This window comes from Streptosporangium longisporum (assembly GCF_039534895.1).
In the GTDB taxonomy this organism is placed as follows: Bacteria; Actinomycetota; Actinomycetes; order Streptosporangiales; family Streptosporangiaceae; genus Streptosporangium; species Streptosporangium longisporum.
Window position 1 is genome coordinate 57144 of the sequence record NZ_BAAAWD010000014.1, and the last position, 19845, is coordinate 76988.

The 19845-nt window shown below is 72.9% G+C and carries 19 protein-coding genes; 9 read left to right on the forward strand and 10 right to left on the reverse strand.

The window, feature by feature from the left end; all coding sequences use genetic code 11:
* The first annotated feature begins 212 nt into the window (after positions 1-212).
* From ABD832_RS23665 to ABD832_RS23690, 6 genes are read left to right on the forward strand one after another with little or no spacing between them, the layout of a single operon-like run.
* Positions 213-1841, forward strand: a complete 1629-nt coding sequence (locus tag ABD832_RS23665; RefSeq protein WP_344899033.1) for a YveK family protein — start codon at positions 213-215, stop codon at positions 1839-1841.
* Entirely contained in the window at positions 1838-3130 is a 1293-nt protein-coding gene (locus tag ABD832_RS23670) for a hypothetical protein (RefSeq protein ID WP_344899035.1), read from the forward strand. Before ABD832_RS23665 ends, ABD832_RS23670 begins: the two co-directional genes overlap by 4 nt.
* Positions 3127-4077, forward strand: coding sequence for a hypothetical protein (locus tag ABD832_RS23675; protein ID WP_344899037.1), 951 nt, complete (start codon positions 3127-3129; stop codon positions 4075-4077). Before ABD832_RS23670 ends, ABD832_RS23675 begins: the two co-directional genes overlap by 4 nt.
* Positions 4074-4958: a sulfotransferase family protein gene (locus ABD832_RS23680; RefSeq protein WP_344899039.1), complete on the forward strand. Its 885-nt coding sequence runs from the start codon at positions 4074-4076 to the stop codon at positions 4956-4958. The genes ABD832_RS23675 and ABD832_RS23680 overlap by 4 nt, the downstream gene beginning before the upstream one ends.
* Entirely contained in the window at positions 4946-6562 is a 1617-nt protein-coding gene (locus ABD832_RS23685) for a lipopolysaccharide biosynthesis protein (RefSeq protein WP_344899041.1), read from the forward strand. The genes ABD832_RS23680 and ABD832_RS23685 overlap by 13 nt, the downstream gene beginning before the upstream one ends.
* The gene (locus tag ABD832_RS23690) at positions 6547-7479 is read left to right on the forward strand and encodes a sulfotransferase (protein WP_344899043.1); all 933 of its coding nucleotides are present in this window, start codon (positions 6547-6549) and stop codon (positions 7477-7479) included. Before ABD832_RS23685 ends, ABD832_RS23690 begins: the two co-directional genes overlap by 16 nt.
* A 42-nt stretch (positions 7480-7521) precedes the next feature.
* Here ABD832_RS23690 and ABD832_RS23695 read toward each other — a convergent pair whose 3' ends face one another.
* From ABD832_RS23695 to ABD832_RS23725, 7 genes are all read right to left on the reverse strand, one after another.
* Positions 7522-8637, reverse strand: a complete 1116-nt coding sequence (locus tag ABD832_RS23695; RefSeq protein ID WP_344899045.1) for a WecB/TagA/CpsF family glycosyltransferase — start codon at positions 8635-8637, stop codon at positions 7522-7524.
* A gap of 68 nt (positions 8638-8705) precedes the next feature.
* Positions 8706-9647 (reverse strand): glycosyltransferase family 2 protein, encoded by a 942-nt coding sequence (locus tag ABD832_RS23700; protein ID WP_344899047.1) that lies wholly within the window; start codon positions 9645-9647, stop codon positions 8706-8708.
* Entirely contained in the window at positions 9644-10603 is a 960-nt protein-coding gene (locus tag ABD832_RS23705; protein WP_344899050.1) for a sulfotransferase, read from the reverse strand. Before ABD832_RS23705 ends, ABD832_RS23700 begins: the two co-directional genes overlap by 4 nt.
* Positions 10604-10931: 328 nt before the next feature.
* The gene (cysN, locus tag ABD832_RS23710) at positions 10932-12194 is read right to left on the reverse strand and encodes a sulfate adenylyltransferase subunit CysN (protein ID WP_344899052.1); all 1263 of its coding nucleotides are present in this window, start codon (positions 12192-12194) and stop codon (positions 10932-10934) included.
* Between the two features lie 172 nt (positions 12195-12366).
* Positions 12367-13281 (reverse strand): sulfate adenylyltransferase subunit CysD, encoded by a 915-nt coding sequence (gene cysD, locus ABD832_RS23715; protein WP_344899054.1) that lies wholly within the window; start codon positions 13279-13281, stop codon positions 12367-12369.
* A 19-nt stretch (positions 13282-13300) separates the two neighbouring features.
* On the reverse strand, positions 13301-14068 hold the full coding sequence (locus ABD832_RS23720) for a 3'(2'),5'-bisphosphate nucleotidase CysQ (RefSeq protein ID WP_344899056.1): 768 nt from the start codon (positions 14066-14068) through the stop codon (positions 13301-13303).
* The gene (locus ABD832_RS23725; protein ID WP_413224518.1) at positions 14068-15564 is read right to left on the reverse strand and encodes a sugar transferase; all 1497 of its coding nucleotides are present in this window, start codon (positions 15562-15564) and stop codon (positions 14068-14070) included. Before ABD832_RS23725 ends, ABD832_RS23720 begins: the two co-directional genes overlap by 1 nt.
* Positions 15565-15663: 99 nt before the next feature.
* Between ABD832_RS23725 and ABD832_RS23730 the strand changes: the two genes are divergently transcribed.
* The 3 genes from ABD832_RS23730 (at position 15664) to ABD832_RS23740 (ending at position 17240) form a co-directional block, all read left to right on the forward strand.
* Positions 15664-16179, forward strand: a complete 516-nt coding sequence (locus tag ABD832_RS23730; protein WP_344899058.1) for an exonuclease — start codon at positions 15664-15666, stop codon at positions 16177-16179.
* Entirely contained in the window at positions 16176-16622 is a 447-nt protein-coding gene (locus ABD832_RS23735; RefSeq protein WP_344899060.1) for a MarR family winged helix-turn-helix transcriptional regulator, read from the forward strand. The genes ABD832_RS23730 and ABD832_RS23735 overlap by 4 nt, the downstream gene beginning before the upstream one ends.
* 126 nt (positions 16623-16748) lie before the next feature.
* On the forward strand, positions 16749-17240 hold the full coding sequence (locus tag ABD832_RS23740) for a hypothetical protein (protein ID WP_344899062.1): 492 nt from the start codon (positions 16749-16751) through the stop codon (positions 17238-17240).
* Here ABD832_RS23740 and pth read toward each other — a convergent pair.
* The 3 genes from pth to ABD832_RS23755 form a co-directional block, all read right to left on the reverse strand.
* Positions 17237-17833, reverse strand: a complete 597-nt coding sequence (gene pth / locus ABD832_RS23745; protein WP_344899064.1) for an aminoacyl-tRNA hydrolase — start codon at positions 17831-17833, stop codon at positions 17237-17239. The genes ABD832_RS23740 and pth overlap by 4 nt on opposite strands.
* Before the next feature lie 72 nt (positions 17834-17905).
* Complete coding sequence (locus tag ABD832_RS23750; RefSeq protein WP_344899066.1) at positions 17906-18514, reverse strand: 50S ribosomal protein L25/general stress protein Ctc; 609 nt, start codon at positions 18512-18514, stop codon at positions 17906-17908.
* Between the two features lie 338 nt (positions 18515-18852).
* A complete protein-coding gene (locus tag ABD832_RS23755; RefSeq protein WP_344899068.1) occupies positions 18853-19830 on the reverse strand; it encodes a ribose-phosphate diphosphokinase in 978 nt (325 codons plus the stop codon).
* Between the last annotated feature and the right edge of the window lie 15 nt (positions 19831-19845).

Sequence of the window (19845 nt, forward strand, 5' to 3'; positions counted from 1 at the left end):
CATCGCCCGGACGTGCCTCGCCCTGGACTTTGCCGCTCCATTCCACAGTCCCGGAGCCGACGGCGGGACATATCCAATAAACAGTCGTTATATGGACGTGATCAGCCGGGCCAACGCGAGGAAAATCCTGCGTACCCCTCCGGGGAAAGGAAAAGCCGACCTATAGTTCCAAGGGTTCCCGCAGCTGCTCGCCGGAGAGGCACCCGCGAAACATGAGCCCGTCACCGGACGCCCCCGCCCGTCGTTCAGGTGGAGACCTGGCGGACTACGTGTCGCTCCTGCGCCGCCGCCGGCTGGCCGTCCTGTCCATGCTCCTCGCCGGGACCGGCGGTGGCGTCACCCTGCTGTGGCTCACCCCGCCCTCCTACACCGCCTCCGCGCAGGTCCTGGTGACCCCGGTGGGCCCGCAGGAGCAGGTCAACCAGGTGACCGCCCGCCAGCGCGAACCGCTCAACCTCGACACCGAGGCCCAGGTCGCCCGGTCCGCGGTGGTCGCCGCCAAGGCCCGTGGGCTGTTCGCCGGCCTGCCCGGCCCCGCCGAGGTCTCCGTACCGCCCAACACCTCGGTCCTGGAGATCTCCTGCACGGCCGCCGCACCGGCGACGGCGGCCTCGTGCGCGAACGCCTACTCCCTGGCCTACCTGGCCCAGCGGCGCGAGACCTCCACCCGGGCCCTCAGCGCCCAGCTCAGGGCGGTGCTGGCCAAGCTGAAGCAGGTCAACGCGAGCCTCACCGCGGTCGCCACCGCCCTTCCCGGGCTGGACAACGGCACCTCCGAGCGTGCCCTGGCCCTCCAGCGGCAGAACGTCCTTCTCCGCCAGGTGCACACCCTCACCGCCCGGTACGACGCCCTCAGGACGATCGCCGTCACCCCCGGCTCGGTGATCGGCCCTCCGGTGGCCCCCACCGAGCCCCGTGCCCCGCGGCCTCCCCTGTACCTGGGCAGCGGCCTGATGGCCGGGCTGCTCTGCGGGGTCGGCCTCGCCTGGGTCCGCGACCGCCTCGACACCACCCTGCGCACCGCCGCCGACGTCCGGCGGCTGACCGGCCTCGACGCGGTCGGCGACGAGGAGCTGCGCGGCCTGGCAGGCGCGGTGCTCGTGGTCTCCGTGCCCGGCACCTCCCCCAGGGAGGTCAGGCGTGCCGTACGGGCCCTGCGGGAGCGCGGAGTCCCGGTGGCGGGCACCCTTCTCACCGGCGACACACTCTCCCCGTCCGCCGTACGGCCTCCGCCCGCTCCCCGTCCCGGGGGGAAGCGCGCACGCGAGGCCGGTCGGCAGGAGATCGGCGGGCACGAGGTGCCCGGGTACGCGCCTTCTCGGCACGAGGACGTCCGGCACGAGGGTGTCCCTCGGGCGGACGGGCGGGGCACGGGAGGGAGGGCCCAGGACGGTCGGGACCTGGAGGTCCGGGACCTGGACGTTCGGCACCTGGACGTTCGGGGCCTGGACGTTCGGGGCCTGGACGTTCGTGCGGGGAGCCGGGATCCGGGTGGGCGGGACGTCGCGCCCAGGGATCCGGACGGCCGGGGCCCGGGTGACCGGGACCCGATCGGCCGGGACCGTGAGGCTCCTTCGAGGAGGACCGGTCGCCCCCTCGCCGGCCTGGCGGGTGGGCATCGGGCCACGCCACCTCCCCCGGTAAGCCCGGCGAGCCCGCCCTCCCCGTCCTCCGTCTCCCCCGCCGCACCCCCTTTGTCCTCCTCACCTCCCCCACCGCATCCCCCGCGTCCCGCACCCCCGAATCCTGAGACGTCCAAAGGTCTTCCAGGTCCGGAGCCCCATGGGAACGTTCCACAGGAGCGGCAGGTCGCCGCCGGGCGGAGGGGACGCCGAAGGTGAGGGGCCTGCGTCCGGCCGCCTGGCCGATCGCCGCGTTCCTGGTGGGGTACCCCGTCTGGTGGGCCCTCGGCTTCGGTGGCCTCTGCGTGGTCGTCGTGGCACCGGCCATGGCGGCGGTGCTGTGGCGGAGACGGCCGATCAGGGCGCCACGCGGGTTCGGCCTCTGGCTGCTCCTCCTCGCTGGGTACCTGATCAGCGCGGTCATGCTCGGCGAGATGCCGCCCGGCACCTACGGCGAGTTCGGCGCCGGACGGCTCATCGGCTACCTGATGCGCCTCGTCCTCTACGTCTCCCTGCTGATCATGGTGCTCTACCTGGGGAACCTGACCGAGGAGGAGCTGCCGCAGCTCACCCTGGTACGGATGCTCGGCGCGCTGTTCGTCACGACCGTGGCGGGCGGGCTGCTGGGCGTGTTCGCGCCCCGTGCCGCGTTCACCTCGCCGGTCGAGCTGATCCTCCCGGGCTGGATCAGCGGCAACCCCTTCGTCCAGAACCTGATCCACCCCACCGCGGCGCAGACGCAGTGGGTCCTCGGCCACCCCTCGCCCCGCCCCGAGGCACCGTTCGAGTGGGCCAACGCCTGGGGCGGCAACCTGTCGGTGCTGCTCGTCTGGTTCGTGGTCGGCTGGTGGGTGTACGGCGGCCCGCGCAGGCGGACGGCAGCGGTCCTGCTGGTCGCGCCGGCCGCGATCCCGGTGGTCTACTCGCTCAACCGCGGGCTGTGGATCGGGCTCGGCGTCGCCGCCGCGTACCTGCTGGTGCGTCTGGGCGGGCGGGCACGCGTCGTGACCTGCGCGATCCTGGCGGCGGGGGCGCTGGTGTTCGCCCTCAGCCCCCTGCGCACGATGGTGGCCCAGCGGCTGGAGAGCCCGCACAGCAACGACATCCGCGGCTTCACCGTGACGGCGACGGTCGCGGCAGCAAGCACCTCCCCGATCATCGGGTACGGCAACACCCGCAACGCCAGGGGCAACCACCGGACGATCACCACCGGGAAGACCGACTGGTGCGTCACCTGCGGTCACCCGCCGCTGGGCGGCGACGGTCACCTCTGGCACCTCATGATCACTCAGGGGTTCACGGGAGCCGCGCTCTACGTGGCGTTCTTCGCCGGGGCCGTCCGCCGCCACTGGCGTGACCGCAGCCCGATCGGCATGGCCGGGGTCCTCGTGATGGTCCTCACCCTGCTCTACATGTTCGTCTACGACGGCCTGGTCACGCCGCTCAGCCTGTACCTGGTCTCGTTCGCGCTGCTCTGGAGGAACTCGATGGCGAGCACGGCCGCATGAACGACGCCCACGCCCGCCTGCGCTATCTCGACCGGACCGTCGACCTGCTCTTCCCCGGTCCCGGCGAGCCGAGGCCGTACACCCTGCTCCCGCACCGGCTGCTCCCCCGCAGGCTGGTCCCGCGCGCGTGGTGGCATCCGGGTAGGCGGGTCATGGTGCGGAGAGGGGGCATCGAGAGCCACCTGAGTGAGATCTTCGGCATCCGTCTCCGCGTCACGCTGCGGGTGCCCCCGGCCCGGCGGGCCAACCGCAAACCCATCCTGGAGGCGCACGCCCCGGACGGGCCGATCGCCTTCGTGAAGATCGGCGACACCGATCTCACCCGGGAGCTCGTCGCGCACGAGGCGCGGACCCTCGGCCTGCTCGCCGGTGTGCCGCTGAAGACCGTCGTCCCACCGGCCGTGCTGCACCACGGGTCCTGGCGGGGCCTGTCCGTCCTGGCGCTGACCCCGCTCCCGGTGCGGCGGGGGCGGATCCGCGACGACGTCCTCACGGCCGCGATCACCGAGATCGCGCACGTCCCCGCGGGTCCGTTCCCCGGCACCGGGCTCCCCGGGCCCCCCGGGCCCCTTGAGACTCCGGCCTCTCGTTTCGCCTGGCACGGGGACCTGACGTCGTGGAACATCTCGCGGGGGCCTGACGGGCGGTTGCTGGTCTGGGACTGGGAACGGTTCGGCACGGGGGTCCCGCTGGGCTTCGACGCCGTCCACCACTTCTTCCACCGCGCGCTACGCCGCCAGGACCCGGTCACCGCGGCCGGGGCGTGCGTGGCGCGCTCCCTGCGGATCCTGGCCCCGTTCGGGCTGTCGGCCGCCGAGTCCCGGCTCACCGCCCTGCGCTACCTGATCGCGCTCGCCGACCGGCACGCGGCCGACGGCCACGCCCCTCTCGGCCCTCCCGAGGCCTGGCTCAGCCCGGTCCTCGACGGCCAGGAGAGCCTGCTGTGAGGCGCGCGGTCGTGCCCGCGGCACTGAGGCCCGAGCTGAAACGCGCGGCCCACGCGATCTCCCAGGCCGCGGGGCGCCTCACCTCGGCACGGCGGGCGCTCCCCACCTTCCTCATCGTCGGGGCCCAGCGCTGCGGCACCACCTCGCTGTACCGTGCCCTGTCCCAGCACCCACTGATCTTCAAGCCCCTGCTGCGCAAGGGCGTGCACTACTTCGACGTGGCCTACGACCGAGGTCCGTCGTGGTACCGGGCCCACTTCCCGCTGCGGATGTCGCTCTCCCGGGCGGCACGCAGGTACGGCCACCGGCCACAGGTCTTCGAGTCGTCGCCCTACTACCTGTTCCACCCGCTGGCCGGGCCGCGGATCGCCCGTGACCTGCCGGGCGCCAGGCTGATCGTGCTCGTCCGCGACCCCGTCGAGCGGGCCTTCTCCGCGCACGCCCACGAGCTGGCCAGGGGGTTCGAGACCGAGCCGTCCTTCGCCAGGGCCGTCGAGCTGGAGGAGGAACGGCTCGCCGGGGTGGCCGAGGCGTTGTGCGCCGCACCGAACTCCACGAGCCTGGCCCACCGCCATCACGCCTACCTGGCCAGGGGACGTTACGCCGAGCAGCTCGCCCGGCTGGAGCCCCTGGTCGGCCGGGAGCGGATCCTCGTCCTGGACAGCGGCCGGTTCTTCGCCGAACCGGAGGTCGCCTACGACCGCGTGCTGGCGTTCCTCGGGCTACCCCACCTGGGGGACCCGGTGTTCGAGCGGTACAACGCCCGGCCCAGACCGGCCCCCATGCCCCCGTCCCTGCGCCGCGAGCTGGCCGATCGCTTCGAGGAGCAGGACGCCCTGCTGACCTCGTGGCTGGGCACGGAGCCCTCGTGGCGCCGCTGACCCCGGCCGACGGGACGGACCGGGTCCACCGGCGACCGGACGGAACCGGCCTGCCCGATCCCGGGGACCTCCCCGCCCGCACGGACCCGCCTTCCCCGGGCCTCTCGGGTTTCCCGGCCCCCTCGGATCCCCCAGCTCTCCCGGCCCCCGCGAACCCGTCGAGCCGTGCGAGCCTGTCGGGCCGTGCGGACCTGTCGGGTCGTGCGGACCTGTCGGGTCGTGCGGACAGGGTGGCCGGGCTGGCCGGGGCGGGGGCCGGTGCCGTCGTGCAGTTCCTGACGGTCGTGCTGGTCGCCAGGGGGACGGACCCGCGGACGGCCGGGGCCTTCTTCGCGGCGACCACCCTGTGCCTGCTGGCCGCCACGGTGCTGCGGCTGGACGCGGGGAACGGGCTGGTCCACCTCATCGCCCGGTCCCGGCCGTCCGGTCACCCGGACGCCACAGGCCACCCGCACGCCGTGGACCGTCCGCGCACCACAGGCCATCCGTACGCCGTGGACCGTCCGCGCGCGGCGGGCCATCTACGTGCGGCGATGGTCCCGGTGGCGTCGCTCTCGTCGGCCGTCGGCGTCGTGGCCTTCCTGACCGTCTCCGATCCCGCGCTACGGGTGCTGGCGGTCGCGTTGCCCGCGGTGACGTGCTCCGGCATCGTGGTGAGCGCGACCCGCGGGTTCGGTTCGATGCGGCCGACGCTGCTGCTGACCGGCGTGCTCCAGCCGGTGGCCCAGCTCGTCCTGGTCGGGACGGCGGTGATGACCGGCGGTGGCGATGGGGGCGGTGGGGGCGGCTCGGTGGCACCGCTGGTCGCGGCCTGGGCGCTGCCGTACCCGGTGGTCCTGCTGCTGGCCTGGCTCTGGCTGCGCCGGCGGCTGCCGGGAACGTCCGGCCCGCCGGGTGCCGCGCGCGAGCTGTGGAACCACACCTGGCCGCGGTCGCTGGCCGCGGGGATCCAGGCGGTGTTCCAGCGGCTGGACATCGTGGTCGTGGCCTGGCTGGCCGGTCCGGCGGAGGCGGCCGTCTACACCGCCGCCACCCGGTTCAAGGTCGTGGGCCAGCTCGCCGGGCAGGGGCTGGCGCAGGCGGCGCAGCCGAGGCTGGTGCGTGCCCTGGCCGAAGGCGACCTGCCGCGCGCCCGCGAGCTGTACCGGTCGTCCACCCGCTGGCTGGTCGCGCTCACCTGGCCCATCTGGCTGGGGTACGCGGCGTTCGCGCCCTGGCTGCTCGGCGCCGTCTTCGGCGAGGAGTACGCCCCGGGTGCGCCGGTGGCGCTGGTGCTGGCCGCGACCATGCTGCTCGCCACCGGGTGCGGGATGGCCGACGTGGCGCTGACCGCCGCCGGGCACACCGGTGCGGGTCTGGCGTACCTCGTCGCGGCCCTGACCACGACGGTGCTGCTGGACCTGCTGCTGGTCCCCTCCCTGGGCCCGCTCGGGGCCGCCCTCGGCTGGGCGGGCGGCACGGTGGTCAAGAACCTGCTGCCGCTCCGGCACGTCCACCGCCGGTACGGCCTGCGCCCCCTCGGCCCGTGGCGGAGACACCGGGCCCGGTGGACGCGATCGGCACGAAAAGCACAGAGAGCACGACCGGCATGGCGAGCGCGGTGACCCCCGTGCTGGTCACCGGGCTGCCGCGGAGCGGGACGAGCTGGACGGGCAGGATGCTCACCGCCGGTGGGGAGCTGGTCTACGTCAACGAGCCGCTCAATCCCGAGCACCCGCCCGGTCACTGCCCCGGTGTGCTGGACGCCGTGGTCGGGCACCGCTTCCAGTACATCTGCCAGGACAACGAGCGGGACTGGCTGCCCGCCTTCACCCGGACCGTCGCGCTGCGCTACGGCTTCCTGGCCGAGCTGCGCCGCAACCGTTCCCCGTACGACCTGGCGAGGATGGTCCGGTACGGCACCGCGTTCACGCTGGGGCGGCTGGCGGGGCGCCGGGCGTTGCTGGACGACCCGTTCGCGCTCTTCTCGGCGGGCTGGTTCGCCGACCGGCTGGACTGCCGGGTGATCATCCTGCTGCGCGACCCGGTGGCGTTCGTCGGGAGCTGGCAGCGGCTGGGCTGGACGGTCCACCTCCGCGAGCTGTTCGACCAGCCGCTGCTGATGCGCGACCACCCGCACCTGGAGGAGCTGCGCGCGCTCGCGGGCTCCCGGGACCGCGTCGCCACGGCCGCCGCGCTGTGGCGGGCGGCGGTGGTCAGCGCCGCCGAGCTGGCCGGCCGGCATCCGCGGATCATGCTGGCCCGCTACGAGGACCTGGCCCTCGACCCGTCGGCGGGTTTCCGCCGCCTGTACGAGTGGGCGGGCCTGACCTGGTCCGCCCGTGCCCACGAGCGTGTCCGCCGCGCGTGCACGGCCGCCCCCCGGGCGAGCACCGCCGGTTTCACCTGGCACGGCCTGTCCCGCACGGCCTACCGGCCGACGGACTCGCGCCGCGCCGTCGCCGAGGCCGGTGCCCGGCTGAGCCCGCGGGAGGCCCGCCGGGTCAGGGAGCTGGTCTTCGGGGGGCACCCGGAGCCCTGAGACCGAAACCCAGGAGCCCAGGAGCCCGCCGGAGCCGGGCGTTCAGGAGAACAGGCCGCGGACCAGCGAGACGGTCAGGAGGCGGATCGCGTACGGCAGGTCGTCGACCAGGTAGCGACGGGCCAGCCTGCCCGGTTCCCGTACCAGCCGGAAGAGCCACTCCAGGCCCGCGCGGCGCATCCACCTCGGCGCGCGGCGCGCGGTGCCCGCGGCGAAGGCGATCGCCGAGCCGCAGCCGACGAACCAGGTGCCCGGCAGGTCCCGGCGGAGCGAGGCGATGAGCCGCTCCTGCCGGGGGAACCCGAGCCCGACGAAGACCAGCCGGGGAGCGGCGGCGATCACCGCGTCGCGCACGCGGGCGTACGCGTCGGGGTCGTCCTCGAACCCGTGCGGCGGGCTGTCCGTCCCGGCGACCACCAGCGCGGGATGGCGGGCCACCAGCTCGCGGGCCGCCCGCGCGGGTGCGCCCTTCGGACCGCCCAGCAGGTACACCGGGTGGCGGTAGAAGGCGGCGGCCTCGGACAGCGACCAGATCAGGTCGGCGCCGGTGACCCGGCCGGGGACGGGGGTGCCGAGCAGCCTCGCCGCCCACACCAGCGGCATGCCGTCCGCGACGACGAGGTCGGCGCCCTCGACCAGCTCCCGGGCCCGGGGGTCGCGGGCGGCGATCCGGCCGATGTCGACGTTGGGGGTCACCAGGTGCCCGCCCCTGCCGCTCTTCAACGCGGCCACCACGTGGTCGACGACCTCGCCCTCGGTCATCGGGTCGAACGCGATCCCGGCCACGTGCACGCGCCTGCGCAGCCGCCTGCGGGTGGCCCGGTCCGGCCGGGCCCGCCGACGGGAGGTGGCCTTGTCGGGCCGGGTCCGCCGTCGGGAGGTGGCCCGTGCCGCCCCCCGCGCGGTGCCCGGGGTCCCGGCCTGCCCGGCGACGGCGGGCAGGCCGGGCACCGGACCGTGATCGGCGGACACGGCCCGGTGGTCGGTGAGCGCGTCCCCGTGGACGGCGGGCCGGGCGGGCCGGGCGTCGCGGGGCAGGACCACCCGCGGGAGCCCTGCCCCCCACGCGCTCGCGAACGGTGGCGGCGCGGACGGCACGGGCGCCGGCGGCGGCGCCACCGGGAAGGGCATCACGATGGGCTTCGTCGTGAGAGGCACCGTGAGGGACGGTGCCGTCGCGGAACCGGGGCGGACGGTCGTGCGCGGGTGCTCGGCCAGGGGCGCCATCAGATGCCGCGTCCCCGGTGGTGCAGGACGCTGAGCAGGCCCCGGGCGGGGAGCAGCCCGGCCGCGACCGCGAGCGCGATGGGCGCCCGCGGCTCGCCGTGCCGGGCGGTGAACGCCCGCCAGGCCCAGCGGCCCGCCTCCCGCCTTCGGCCCAGGGCCGCGTGGTGGAAGGCGAGCTGACCGTAGACCCGCGCCGCGCCGCGCGGATCCACGGCCAGATCAGGGTGCCGGGCGAGCATCCACTCCAGCCCGGCGATTCGATCGGCCCAGCGGGTCACGTACGCGGACCCGCCCCAGCGCACCCGGACCAGGGGCCGGTCGACGTGCACGATGGGGTGCTGGGCTGCGGCGCGCAGCGCCAGGTCCCAGTCCTCGTTCTGGCCTCCGGGGGCGCTCTCGTCCACCCAGAGACCGCCGCGCCGGAACACGAACGTCGAGGAGTGCACCATCACCATCCGCGAGCGCACCAGGTGACGGTAGGTGACGCGGCCGGTCCCGGCCAGGCGGGGGATGCGGCGCGAGCCGTACTCGACCTCGATGGCGCAGCTGGAGAAGCGCGCCCGCGGCTCGGCCTCCAGCGCGGCGACCTGGGCGGTGAGCTTGCCGGGGAGCCACTGGTCGTCGTCGTCGCAGAACGCGACCAGGTCGGTGGCCAGCGCCGCGATGCCGGTGTTGCGGGCGCCGGGCAGACCGGGGGTGAGCCGGTTGGCCATCACCCGCACCCCGCGCGCGGGCGCGTCCTGCGGGCCGGGGGTCAGTGCCCTGCCGACCAGCAGGTCGGCCACCTGGTCGGCGACCCAGGCCGGGTCGCCCCCGTCCACGACGACCACGACCTCGACGGGACCGGGATGATCCTGGCCGAGCACGGCGAGCGTGGCCGCGCGCAGCTGGTCGGGCCGGTGTCCCCGGGTGGGGATGACGACACCCACCGATGTGTTCACGCGAGTCTCCTGTGGTAACCGTACTTGATCATGAGTGGCCAGGTCAGCGCGGTGACCAGGCGCAGGCGACGGGACGACGCCGCGGCCCGCCAGCCGTCGTCCCTGGTCAGCTCCGTGCGGCCGACCGTGAAGCGCACCGGGTTGCCCGAGGCCGTGTGCGCCGTGGACAGCTCCGCCCAGCCGCCCGAGAGAAAGTCGAGGCGGCACGGCACGCCGATCGCGGCGACCAGGCGCCTGAGCGTGTCGGCGGGGTCGTCGAGCAGGTCCTCGTAGCGGACCCGGGTGACCGGGACGCCCCTGCGGGCCAGCAGCTCCAGCCCGAGGTTCTCGCTCAGCCAGTGCAGCGAGGTCCGGGCGGGTGACCAGTGGGTCATCAGATGGCCGTCCTCGGGGCGCGGGACCCTGCGGCGCCAGGAGTGCGCGACCGCGCGGGGATCGCGGACCACGTGGACGACGTGGACGTCGACCCCGGCCGCCGCCAGGCAGAAGGCCAGGGAGGCGTGCTTGCTGGAGTCGATCACGACCGGGCAGTCGGCGACCTCCCCGGCCGCGTCGTACAGGCGGCGGTGGGCGGTGACGTACTCGTCCAGCTCGGCGGTGCCGGACGCCGGCCACCTGCCGGTGCCCGCCCGCTCCTCGGCCAGCAGCCTGGACAGGGTGGGGATCCGCCGGGTGCGGTCCACCCGCGGCCTGAGCGCGATCATCCTCCGCGCCGTCTCCTCGGACCAGCCGCCGAACGCGCGCTCGCCGACCTTCTCCCAGAAGGGGCACGACCCGAAGGGCTCGCCGCACCCGCACGCCTCGTCCGCGAGCACGCTCCTGGCCCACAGGTGGACGACCTCGCCGAGCGGCGCGATGCCGGGGACCTCACCGAGCAGGCGCTCCAGCAGCGTGGTCCCGCTGCGGCCGAGGCCACCGAGGAAGACCACCCGGGCGGGTGACGGACTATCAGACAAGGCACGAACCCCTACCCCACGGATACGGAACGCGACGAGGCTAGCGCGTAGCGTAACGGAGGAGTCAGAGAACGGACAAAGGATCTACCCGGAGGAGGGGGACGCCGCCCCGCGTCTCCGTACCGCTGCGGGCCGCCTCGCCCTTCACGGGTGTCCGGCCCGCCCCCGGCCGCGCCTCCTCGTCCTTCACGGGCCGCCCGGCCCGCCCCGGCCCGCCCGGCCCACTCGACCCGGAAACGCGGAACGCCCGCGCCCGGACCGTGCCCCTCCCGTCGCGTACGGGAGAAGGCGCGGTCCGGGCGCGGGCGAGGGCACCCGGGCGGACGGCCTACCGGGCGTCGACGATCATCCCGGCGCCGACGGTGTTGTTGGTGGCCTCGTCCACGAGGATGAAGCCGCCGGTGAGGCGGTTGCGGGCGTAGTCGTCCACGAACAACGGCTGCGTCACCCGGAGCGAGACGCGGCCGATCTCGTTGAGCCCGAGGGATCCGGCCGTCTCGTCCCGGTGCAGGGTGTTGACGTCCAGCCGGTAGTGCAGCTCCTTGACCAGGGCACGCGCGCTGCGGGTGGTGTGCTTGATGATCAGCTTGGAGCGCGGGGCCAGCTTGACCGTGTCGGCCATCCAGCAGATCATCGCCTCCAGCTCCTGGGAGACGTGCGGCTGGTTGTTGGGACGGCAGATCATGTCGCCGCGCGAGATGTCGATGTCGTCCTCCAGCCGGAGGGTCACCGACATCGGCGGGAACGCCTCGTCGATCGGCCCGTCGAAGGTGTCGATCGACGCGATGCGGGTGGCCAGCCCCGAGGGCAGGTGCATGACCTCGTCCCCGGGCTTGAGCACGCCGCCCGCGACCTGCCCGGCGTAGCCGCGGTAGTCGTGCAGGGACGGGTCGGTGGCCCGCTGCGGGCGGATGACGTACTGCACGGGGAAGCGCACGTCGACCAGGTTGCGGTCGGAGGCGATGTGCACGTGCTCCAGGTGGTGCAGCAGGGAGGAGCCGTTGTACCAGGGCGTGTTCTCCGAGCGCGCCACCACGTTGTCGCCGTGCAGCGCCGAGATCGGGATGAACGTCAGGTCCGGCGCGTTGAGCTTGGAGGCGAACGCGGTGAACTCCTCGCGGATCTGCTCGAACCGCTCCTGGGAGTAGTCGACCAGGTCCATCTTGTTGACGGCCAGCACCAGGTGCGGCACCCGCAGCAGGGTGGTCAGGAACGCGTGCCGGCGTGACTGCTCCAGCACGCCCTTGCGGGCGTCGATCAGGACGATGGCCAGGTCGGCGGTGGAGGCGCCGGTGACCATGTTGCGGGTGTACTGGATGTGGCCGGGGGTGTCGGCGATGATGAACTTGCGCCGGGGGGTGGCGAAGTAGCGGTAGGCCACGTCGATGGTGATGCCCTGCTCCCGTTCGGCGCGCAGGCCGTCGGTGAGCAGCGACAGGTCGGTGTACTCGGTGCCGCGGTCGCGGGAGGTGCGCTCGACCGCCTCGAGCTGGTCCTCGAAGATCGCCTTGGAGTCGAAGAGCAACCGTCCGATGAGCGTCGACTTTCCGTCGTCGACGCTTCCCGCCGTAGCAAAGCGAAGGATGTCCATCAGATTCTCGGCAGGAGACCGTCGGTGACCCGACGGGCGGCGCCGTCCCTCCTCGTGAGGTGTCGTTCTTCCGTTTCAAGGGTCAGGTGCCGGCCGCCGGAGGTGCGCGGGCACCCGTCCGGGCCGGGGCCGCAGGGGCCTCGCCGCGTGCGCGAGGGCATCGGGGAGGGCATCAGAAGTAGCCCTCTCGCTTGCGGTCCTCCATGGAGGCCTCGGAGGCGCGGTCGTCGGCGCGGGTGGCGCCGCGCTCGGTGATCCGGGTGACCGCGATCTCGTCGATGATCTCCTCGACCGTCGCGGCCGCGGACTGGACCGCGCCGGTGCAGGTCACGTCGCCGACGGTACGGTAGCGGACCGTCATGTCCACCAGCGGCTCGTCCTCGTCGCGGATGATGAACTCGCTGTCGGCCAGCAGCATGCCGTCGCGTTCGAAGACCTTGCGGGTGTGGGCGTAGTAGATCGAGGGGATCTCGATGCCCTCACGGCGGATGTAGTCCCAGATGTCGAGCTCGGTCCAGTTCGACAGCGGGAAGACCCGGATGTGCTCGCCCTTGCGGATCTTCGCGTTGTAGAGGTTCCACAGCTCGGGGCGCTGGTTCTTCGGGTCCCACTGACCGAAGTCGTCGCGGAAGGAGAACACCCGCTCCTTGGCGCGGGCCTTCTCCTCGTCGCGGCGGGCGCCGCCGAACACCGCGTCGTACTCGTGCTCCTCGATCGCGTCCAGCAGCGTGGTGGTCTGCAGGCGGTTGCGCGAGGCCCTGCGGCCGGTCTCCTCGACGACGCGGCCGGCGTCGATGGAGTCCTGGACGCTGGCGACGACCAGGCGCGCGCCCAGCTCGGCGGCGCGGCGGTCGCGGAACTCGATGACCTCGGTGAAGTTGTGGCCGGTGTCGACGTGCATCAGCGGGAAGGGGATGGGTGCGGGCCAGAACGCCTTCTCCGCGATGCGGAGCATGACGATGGAGTCCTTGCCCCCCGAGAAGAGCAGACAGGGACGCTCGAACTCGGCCGCGACCTCGCGCATGATGTGGATGGCCTCTGCCTCGAGAACATCGAGCTGCGACGTGGTGTAGTCGCGCTGAAGCATCTGTCTCTCCTAGCGGGGATTAGCGGTGCAGATCCCGGATTCCGGCGAGCAACGTTGGCGCCAGTCCCGGTAGGGATACCAGGATATCCGGCAGCGACGGGTCAGGCTGGTTGTAGACCAGCGGCGAGCCGTCGACACGGCTCGCGTGGACGCCCGAGGCGAGGGCCACGGCGACCGGCGCGGCCGAGTCCCACTCGTACTGGCCCCCGGCGTGCACGTACGCCTCGACCTGTCCGGTGAGCACCGCGGAGATCTTGGCGCCGGCCGACCCGATCGGCACCAGGTCGGCACCGGCGAGCTCGGCGAGCGCGCGGACGAACTCCGGGGGCCGGGTGCGGCTGACCGCGATCCGCGGCCTGGCGTCCGGCCGCGGGGCGGGCGGCACCGGGGGTTCGAGCGTCGAGAGCGTGCGGCCCTGGGCGGGCAGCGCCACGGCCCCGGCCGTCAGCGTGCCGCGTTCCCAGAGCGCGACGTGGACCGCCCAGTCCTCGCGGCCCTCCTCGGCGAACTCCCGGGTGCCGTCGAGCGGGTCGACGATCCAGACCCGCTCGGCGCGGAGCCTGCGCGGGTCGAGGCGCTCCTCGCTCGTCGCCTCCTCCGACAGCACGCTGTCGTCCGGGCGCAGCCGGGACAGGGCCTCCATCAGGAACAGGTGGGAGGCGGTGTCGCCCTCCTTGCGCAGCCCCGAGGGGTCGGCGAAGCCGCGCTCGGCGCGCAGCGCGGTCAGCCTCTCGCCCGCCTCGGTCGCCAGCTCGGCGGCGAGTGCGTGATCGTCGCGAACGGTCATCAGTATGCTCCAGCTCCTCGCGCGACAGCCGACCAGGTCTTCCACAGGATCTGCAGGTCCAGCATGAGGGACCAGCTCTCCACGTAACGCAGGTCCAACCGTACCGATTCCTCCCACGACAGGTCCGAGCGGCCGCTCACCTGCCACAGGCCGGTCATCCCCGGCTTGACCAGCAGGCGGCGGCGGACGTCGTCCCCGTACCGGGCGACCTCCTCGGGCAGCGGCGGCCGGGGGCCCACCAGGGACATGTCGCCCAGCACGACGTTGATCAGCTGGGGCAGCTCGTCCAGGGAGCGGCGGCGCAGCCGGGCGCCCAGCGGGGTCACCCTGGGGTCGTTCCGGATCTTGAAGAGCATGCCCGGGCCGTCGCTGGACAGGGTGATCTTCCGATGCTCCGCGTCGGCGCGCATCGTCCGGAACTTGTAGATCGTGAACTCGGTGCCGTCGCGTCCCACCCTGCGCTGCCGGAACAGCACGGGACCGGGCCCCGAGGCGCGCACCGCGACCGCCAGGCCCACCAGGAGCGGCAGCAGCACCGCGAGCAGCAGCCCGGCGCCGAGCCGGTCGAACAGGTTCTTGAGCAGCCGGCGCAGGCCGGAGAGCTCGGGGTGGTCCACGTGCAGCAGCGGCAGCCCGGCCGCGGGACGGATGGTGATCCGCGGCCCGGCCACCTCCATCAGCGCGGGGGCGACGACCAGGTCGGTGTCGCTCTCCTCCAGCCGCCAGGCCAGCCGGCGCAGCGCCGTGCCGTCCATCTCCGGGCAGGCGAGCACGGCCACGGTGTCGGCGCGGACCCGCCCGGCCGCGAGCGCGACGTCGGACAGGTCGCCCAGCACCGGCACGCCCTCCACCTGCCGCGTCCCGCCGGACGGGACGCAGACCCCGACGACCTCCAGGCCGTGGTAGCGCTCCCGGCGGAACCGGCGGACCAGCTCGGCGACGGCCACCCGGTGGCCCGCGGCCACGACGCGCCGCATGCAGCCGCCCCGTGCCCGCCTGCGGTGCAGGCAGCGGCGCAGCGCGTACCGTGCCAGCAGGGTGAGCAGCGTGGTCAGCGGCAACGCCAGCACCACGTAGCCGCGGGCCACCTCGGTCTTGGTCAGGTAGGCGCCGACGGCGAGGGCGGCGGTGAGCATGAAGCCGCACTGCAGGATGCGCTGGAACTCCTCCGAGCCCAGGCCGACGAGACGGGCCTCGTAGGCGCGGTTCAGCGCCACCACGCAGACCCAGACCGCGGGCAGGGCCGTGCTCATCACGACGTACGGGAAGACGTAGGCGGTAACCTCGCCGAATCGGAGGATCAGCGCGAGTGCCCCGGCCAGTGCGGCGCAGGCGGTGTCGGCGACGACGGCCATCGCCCGGTGCCCCCGCACCCAGCCCGGCTCGCGCCGGCGTCCGGCGGGCACCCCGCCGGCGACCGGCCCGGGCACCGCACGAATCGCGGTCACGTCGCGCACACGCTCCCCCTGCGTAACCGTTCGCGAACAGACAGTCATGGAATGCTATCGGCGGTTGGAAAGGCCCGAGGGTTGAAGACGGAAACGTACATCTCTGTGGACATAGAGGCCGATGGCCCGATTCCGGGGCCGTACTCGATGATCAGTTTCGGCATGGCGGTGGCCGGGCGGATGACCGGAAGGGTCTTCGAGCCCGTCGACCCGCAGAGCCGCACCTTCTACGCGGAACTGCGGCCGATCAGCGACGACCACGTCCCCGAGGCGCTCGCCGTGAGCGGGCTGGACCGGGACAGGCTGGTCCGCGAGGGCCGCGACCCGGCCGAGGCGATGCGGGAGGCCGCCGGGTGGATCCGCGAGGCGAGCGGGAACGGCTCACCGGTGCTGGCGGCCTACCCGCTCTCCTACGACTGGATGTGGATCTACTGGTACTTCATGCGCTTCACCGGCGCCTCGCCGTTCGGGCACTCGCGCTGCATCGACCTCAAGACGCTGTACGCGGCCAAGGCGGGCGTGCCGATCGGCTGGGCCACCAAGCGCCAGATGCCCGCCCACCTGCACTCCGGCCGCCCGCACACCCACAACGCTTTGGACGACGCGGTCGAGCAGGCCGAACTGCTGCAGAACCTGATGGCCTTCACCAGGGAGGACGGGTGACGATCGGGAACGGCCCCCCGGGGCCGCCGGTGACCAGCCCCTCCATCGTGCTGCTCACCCTGGCGCACCGGATCGAGTCCGAGCTGGGCGCCGCCCTGGCGCCGCTCGGGCTGACGGTCAGCAGGCTCGGCCTGCTCGGCCACGTCTCCGCGGTCCCCGGGGCGTCGTTCAGCGACCTGGCGCGGATGTCCGGGATCACCGTGCAGAGCGTCCACACCGCGGTGAAGGCGCTGTCCGCCGCCGGGTTCGTCCGTGACACCACCGCCCGCGCCGGGTCCGCCTCGGCGATCGAGCTCACGCCCGAGGGCACGCGCCTGATGCGGGCGGCGATGGGGGCCGTGTCCGAGGTCGACGAGCGGCTGTTCGGCCCGGAGGCCGACCCGATCCAGCGCCGGATCGCCGACACCGTACGCGCCGCCTTCGAAGGCCCCTTCCCGCCCTGAGCCGCGCCGCGGGAGCCCGCCGGGACGACGGCGTCCCGGTATCCGTCACCTTTCCCTCCTGACCTTCAGGCCGACTGAAGGCACTGCTAGGCTTCAGCCTGACTGAAGGTGATGAGAGGAGAGCCCGTGGAAGGTCTGCTGCTGTCGATCCATGTACTGGCCGGCATCGTGTTCGTCGGGGGTTCGGCCGTCGCGACGAGCCTGTTCCCCCGCTACGCCCCGGTGGCCGCGGGCGTCGTGGTGAACCCGGCCGCCGTGGGCGGGCCCGCGGGCCCGCCGCCGGAGCCCGAGGAGGAGCGCAGCCGGGCCGTGGCCGTCGCGCTGCACCGCATCACCCGCGTGTACGGGATCTTCGGCGTCGTCGTGCCCGTCGTGGGGATCGCCCTGGCCCTCGTCCAGGGCCGGATGGGCGAGATCTGGATCAACGTCTCCATGGTCCTCACCGCCGGGGCGGGCGGGCTGCTCGCCCTGCAGATCTATCCGCGTCAGCGCGACGCCCTCGCCTTCCCCGACGACGGCGGACGGCTGCGGACCCTGAGCATGCTCGCCGGGATCTACAACCTGCTGTGGGCGATCGTCGTGGTCATCATGATCGTCCGCCCAGGCGCCTACCCCTAGCGGGGTGGGCCGGAGACGTTCAGGTCGATGCCGTGGAAGACGTTCTGGGTCGGCTCCAGGCCGGCCTTGATCAGTGACTCCACCATGTCCGCGGCCCGGTCGACCAGGAATCCCAGGTCCTTGCGCTCGGCGGTGGCGAAGTCACGCAGGACGTAGGAGGCGGCGTCCATCCGGCCCGGCGGACGGCCGATGCCGAACCGCACCCGGAGGTAGTCCTTGGTCGCCAGGGACTTGGTGATCGACTTCAGCCCGTTGTGGCCGTTGTCGCCACCGCCCAGCTTGGCCCTCAGCGCGCCGTACGGGACGTCCAGCTCGTCGTGGACCACGATCACGCGGGCCGGCTCGACCTTGTAGAAGTCGGCCAGGGCCTTGGTCGGCCCTCCGGAGAGGTTCATGAAGGAGAGCGGCTTGGCCAGCACGGCGGGAGCCCCCGCCAGGCGGCCCTCCAGCACCTCCGCGCGCGACCTGTGCGCCTTGAACCGCCCGCCGGCCCGCGCGGCGAGCTCGTCGAGCACCATGAACCCCGCGTTGTGCCGGTTCCCGGCGTACTCCGGCCCGGGGTTTCCCAAACCCACGACCAACCAGCGGTCCACGATGTGATCCCTTTCATGCGCGCGTCAGGGCGGCTCGCACGCGAGCCGCCCTGACAGGTCCGGCAGAGAAGGCTACTCGGCGTTCTCGTTGTCGTCGCCGCCGGCGGCCGGGGTGGCCACGGAGGTGTCGGCGTCGGGCTCGGGCTCGGCGACCGGGGTCGGGGCCACGATCAGGACCAGCGCCTCGGGGTCGGCGGCCAGGGTCGTGCCCTCGGGCAGCTTCAGCTCGGCGGCGGTGATCTGCGTGCCGACCTCCAGGCCCTCGACGTCGACCTCGACACCCTCGGGGATGTGCGTGGCCTCGGTCTCGACGGAGATGGAGACGAGCTGCTGGTCGAGGATGCCGTCGGCGACCTCGCCCACCACGGTGACCGGGATCTCGACGGTGACCTTCTCGCCACGCCTGACCAGGATGAGGTCCACGTGCTCCAGGAAGCCCCTGATCGGGTCACGCTGGACGCCCTTGGGGAGCGCGAGCTCGGTGACCGCGCCTTCGAGGCGGATCAGCACGTTCGGCGTACGCAGGGCGAGCAGCAGGTCGTGACCGGGCAGCGACAGGTGCTGGGGCTCGGCGCCATGTCCGTACAGGACGACGGGTACCTTGCTCTCGCGGCGGATCTTGCGCGCGGCGCCTTTTCCGAACTTGTCACGGAGCTCGGTGGTGATTACCACTTCGGACACGGCTGATCTCCTAGGGATCTCGGGAGCGGAAAAGGTGCGCTCCCCCTCACCCGCCCTAGCGGAAGGCGTTACGAGCGCACACAATCCCTCAACCATACAGTGTTTATGGCGACGCTTCGCGTCGCGGTGAGACCGCTTGGATCCGGCTCCTTCCCTCGTCGAGGAGGATCGCTCGTTCCTCGCGATCCTCCTCTCCTCGGTCCAGTCGCCGGCGCGGTCTCACGGGGGTCCCCGGGGAGGTTCGTGGGGCGGGGTAACCAACGCAGGGCATGAGGGCGCCCGGGAACAAAGGGTGGGTGTTCCCGGGCGGCGGTGAGGGGATTGATCGGGTGTGGGGGTCAGCTGTCGCCTTCGAAGAGGCTGGTGACGGAGCCGTCGTTGAAGACCTCGGTGATCGCGCGGGCGATGAGGGGGGCTATCGACAGGACCGTGAGCTTGTCGAACCGCTTGTCCTCGGGGAGCGGCACCGTGTTGGTGACGATGACCTCGGAGATCTGCGAGTTCTTCAGCCGGTCGACCGCGGGGTCGGAGAAGACCGCGTGGGTGGCGGCCACGACCACGTTGGTGGCGCCCTGCTCGTAGAGCGCGCCGGCGGCCTTGCAGATCGTGCCCGCGGTGTCGATCATGTCGTCGATCAGCACGCAGGTCCGGCCCCGTACCCGGCCGACGACCTCGTTCACCTTCACCTGGTTGGCCACGTCGAGGTCGCGGCGCTTGTGGATGAAGGCCAGCGGGGTGCCGAGGGTGTCGGCCCAGCGCTCCGAGAGCCGTACCCGGCCGGTGTCGGGCGAGACGACCGTGGTGTTCTCCAGGTCGATCTTGTCCTTGAGGTAGTTCACCAGGACGGGCATGGCGAACAGGTGGTCCACCGGGCCGTCGAAGAAGCCCTGGATCTGGGAGGTGTGCAGGTCGATCGACATCAGCCGGTCGGCGCCCGCCGTCTTGAACATGTCCGCCATGAGCCGGGCGGTGATGGGCTCACGCCCCTTGCTCTTCTTGTCCTGGCGGGCGTAGCCGTAGAACGGCATGATCACGGTGATCCGCTTGGCGGACGCGCGCTTGAGGGCGTCCACCATGATCAGCTGTTCCATGATCCACTGGTTGATCGGCCAGGTGTGGCTCTGCATGACGAACGCGTCGCAGCCGCGGACGGACTCCTGGTAGCGGGCGTAGATCTCGCCGTTGGCGAAGTCGCGCAGCGTGGTCGGTGTCGCGTCCACCCCCAGGTGACTGGAGATCTCGTCCGCGAGTTCCGGGTGCGAGCGGCCGGAGAAGAACATCAGGTTCTTCTCACCGGTCTGCTTGATACCGCTCATACCGTCCTCCTCGCC